Here is a 3,868-nt window from a genome sequence, read left to right on the forward strand (position 1 = left end):
CCCCAATCATGTCCGACAACGACTGCTTGATCCGTGCCGATCGCGTCGAGCAATCCGATCATGTCTCCGGTCAAATGCAATAGAGTGTATTGATCGATCGCATCCGGTTTGTCCGTCTGCCCATAACCGCGCATGTCGGGCGCGATGGCGCGATATCCGGCGGCAGCGAGCGCTTCCAACTGGTGCCGCCACGAATACCAGCACTCCGGAAAGCCATGGCAGAGAAGCACGGTGGGGCCGCTCCCTGCTTCGGCCAGGTGCATTCGAATGCCATTTGTCTCTATAAATCGAAGTGAGATCGTCATTGCCAACCTCCGCAAGATCATTGATCTGATAGCTAATCAGTCACATTGTGAGCTCCAGCCACAACCGAAGTGGCTCCGCCGACACCCAGCCGAACGGCGGACCGCCAAAACGACATGCTCTACGAATTTATTTTCGAGCCCGCACCCGCCTCCGGCAGCATCGGCGCAAGGTCGGCTTCGGGTCAAAGGCGGCGGTCAGCCTATCAGTCGGGCGACGTCCGGCTCCCGTCAGACAGCAGACATGGGAATGTCTCCCGTGGTGTTCAGCTCAGGGCCAATATCGGAAGTACCGGACGCGACGCAGAAGCAGCAGAACTATTCTTGCGTTCAATCCGACAGAACGCGAATATGGGGATGAAGCAAAGGTGTTACAGCGTTCCTTGCCAGACGACGCTAAGGATCATCGCGCGCGGGCTGGGGCCGCAAATTCGACGAGCCGATCGCTCTGCCGAAGGGGCGCGATGCCCCTCATGATTTGGGCAGCCTCGCCGAGGCGTTTTGAGTTGCGCTGGCCGTTAGCTCCCGGACCGATGCAAGAACGGATCCACGGACTCGACTAGCCGGGTCGCCAATTGGGCGGTGGTAGGCGTCGATTGCTTTTCGGGCGGCAGCGAGCCGACAGAATGGACCGCCAGTCCGGCACCAGCGGCAAAGACCACTATCGCAATTGCAGCAAGATATTCGATCCTCATGGCGATGGTTCCTCCATCGACCCCACGTACTAACCGGAGACGCCGATAAATGGTTCCAGGAGTGCTGTTTGACCCTAGCCCTTGGAACGCCCGCTTGCGTGCCGTCCGGAAGGCATCCTCGTCAATCCGTTGGAGCGCGGTGACGTGGGTCCCGATCTATTACACGCGGCGAGTTCCTCGATAGGTCGGCCGCACTCTCCAATTGTTTCCCCATTCCGTCCGGAGCGGCGTCGCGACGAATGATCGGGAACGAAAGCTCCGGTCAGGACTTTAGAAACGAGAGACCGCCGCTCGCCGGTAACAAAACGGCGCATGTCGCAGATAGCCAAAGGTCGTTGCGAAAGACCCGCTGTTCTCAGAACAAGCGCTCGCGCAGATAGCCAACAGCGGCGGTCTCAGGTCCACTCAGAATTACCAGCCGTGCTCGCAAGAGGGAGAGCTGCGGGAGGGGTAGGTGCTGGGTCTCGGCGCTTTCTATTACTCGAACGAGTCGTCGCTATGCGAAATCGCGTTGACATAGACCACGCACACAGCCGAGCAATCGTCCGAGAGATTGGGGAGAGACTGCGTGCGTTCCTGAAAGAAGAACCGGAACTATCGGGGAGCCTCAGAACGCAAATCGACCGGCTGCGGGAATTGGAAGAGCAGTCACCATCAATCGTTCCCCATGCTGAGCGCTGGGACAAACCTTGGCGTTGAGCCGCCTCGGGACAGCACAGACGGCTCGGCCGAACAGGACGAGCAATGCCGCCACCAGTAATGGTCCGTGCATCAAACATCTTGAGAGAGTACGGTGAGGCGCGATCCGAGTTGATCGGCAAAGCCGTCGTCCTTACCGACGGAAAGGCAGGCACGGTCGAGAGCGTTTCGCTGGACGAACTGCACGGGCTCCGCGTTTCGATCGCAGGTTTTGATGGAAGATGGCCGGTCTCAACCATCAAGTTTGCGGAGTCCTAGATCCCGCAGCAGCTGCGCGTTGCCCAGATGGCGTGCTGCTTTCACAGCATTCCAATCAAGATGAAAATCCCGACCTCGGTCAGGAAAGTGACGCTCATGATCGCGACCGTGAGGAACACGTCGCTCGCCGAGAGAGGGTCCATGAATGCCTCGCATCTTGCGAAGCCCCAGGAGTAAATCATTCAGGCTGGAAAATGTTTCGGTTCCAAACGCAGACGGCGCGAGATGCGGGCGGCGCCGGAATCCGGAGCGGACCCAAAGCGAAGTCCGCTTAGGGTCAAGATGCGAAGAACTCGACCTGAGCAAACCTGGTCCGCCATGCCTCACTGAGCGGACCTCAACGAGGTGCGCCGCTACTTCACTGATGGGCCAGAAGGCGACATCATCTCATCTGCGACGGCCGAGCAATGGACGAAGCGTTCCCAGGCGAGCGCCCGATTTTTGGGGTTGAACGGGGAACCRATTGGAGGCCATTCCGATTGATGCAGCCGTCACCATGGTCATCTTCGGGCGATTACGCCCACTTTGCCGTCCCGCTTGAGTGGTCGTGGCACGGCAGCCGGATTTATCGTAGAATGTGCAGGTCAAAAAGGTCTGCAGGTCATGGCGCAAGAGCGGCCGTCCCGGATCGAACGCAGATTGTCGGCGATATTGGCCGCCGACGTGGCGGGCTATTCGCGGCTGATGCACCATGACGAGGAGGCTACGCATGCCAAACTGACGACGCTCCTCATGGAGGCCGTCTACCCCGCGATCGCCGAGCACGGTGGCCGCGTCGTGAAAAACACAGGCGATGGGTTTTTGGCGGAGTTTGCCAGCGCGGTAGAGGCGGTTCGGGCCGCGATGCAGTTCCAGACCCGGACTCACGAACTTACGATCGATGAGCCGGAAGACAATCACATTGCCTTTCGGGTGGGCATTAATATAGGCGACGTGATTGTCGAACCGCATGACATTTTTGGGGACGGCGTAAACATTGCGGCGCGGCTCGAAAGCATCGCAGAACCAGGCGGTATCTGCATCTCGTCTTCCGCGTATGACCACGTCAGAGGTAAAGTGGGCATCGAGTTCGCTGATCTGGGCGAGCAGAACCTCAAGAACATCGCCCTTCCGGTCCGGACCTATGCAGCGGTCCGGGATGGGCCTAGCTCCGAGACACAGGTTGAACGCGCAAGTCGGGCCCGGCTTTCAACGCCGCGCCTATCCATCGTCGTGCTACCCTTCGCGAACCTGAGCGGGGATCGCGAGCAGGACTATTTCGTGGATGGTGTAACCGAGAGTTTGACCACGGACTTGTCGCGCATCGCTGGTTCATTTGTCATCGCAGGGAACAGCGCCGTCTCATACAAGGGCAGAGCAGTCGATGTACGGCAAGTCGGCCGCGAATTAAACGTTCGCTACGTGCTCGAAGGCTCAGTGCAACGCAGCGGCAAGAGGCTTCGGATGAACGTGCAGTTGATCGATGCCAGGAGCGGCCAGCATCTTTGGGCCGAGCGCTTCGAGAAGCCTGTCGTCGACCTGTTCGACATGCAGGACGAAATCGTATCGATGCTCGCCAATACATTAGGTGCGCAGCTCATCGTGGCTGAGGCGCGACGAGCCGAGCGTACGCTGCATCCCGATGCGATGGACTTGTACTTCCAGGGCCGGGCCTGGTTGATGAAGGGGTTTAGCCCTGAAGACGTAACGCAGGCGCGGAGCTTCTTCGAACGCGCTCTGGAGTTCGACCCCGGCAACGTCGAAGCAATGATTGGCCTGGCAACTGTTGATACGGCAATTGGGTCCAGCTTTACCACGGATGATGGGCCTGCGCGGTTTGCAGCGGCTGAGGCGATGGTGAATAAGGCATTGTCGATCAGGCCGAACTATACTTCAGCCCACTCGGCTCGGGGTTGGGTCCAGATCTTTACGAAC

At 59.0% G+C, this 3,868-nt stretch carries 3 protein-coding genes; 2 read left to right on the forward strand and 1 reads right to left on the reverse strand.

The annotated features are described in order from the left end of the window. Positions 1–305, reverse strand: a 305-nt coding sequence (locus ACXJL8_RS36060) for an alpha/beta fold hydrolase (RefSeq protein ID WP_456686541.1), incomplete at its 3' end; no start/stop codon positions are given. 1,436 nt (positions 306–1,741) lie between these two features. Between ACXJL8_RS36060 and ACXJL8_RS36065 the strand changes: the two genes are divergently transcribed. Both ACXJL8_RS36065 and ACXJL8_RS36070 read left to right on the forward strand, forming a co-directional pair. After that, positions 1,742–1,954, forward strand: coding sequence for a PRC-barrel domain-containing protein (locus ACXJL8_RS36065; RefSeq protein WP_456623491.1), 213 nt, complete (start codon positions 1,742–1,744; stop codon positions 1,952–1,954). 603 nt (positions 1,955–2,557) lie between these two features. After that, positions 2,558–3,868 (forward strand): adenylate/guanylate cyclase domain-containing protein (locus ACXJL8_RS36070; protein WP_456686542.1); only part of this gene is annotated, 1,311 nt, incomplete at its 3' end.

This window comes from Bradyrhizobium sp. P5_C11_2 (genome assembly GCF_054049755.1).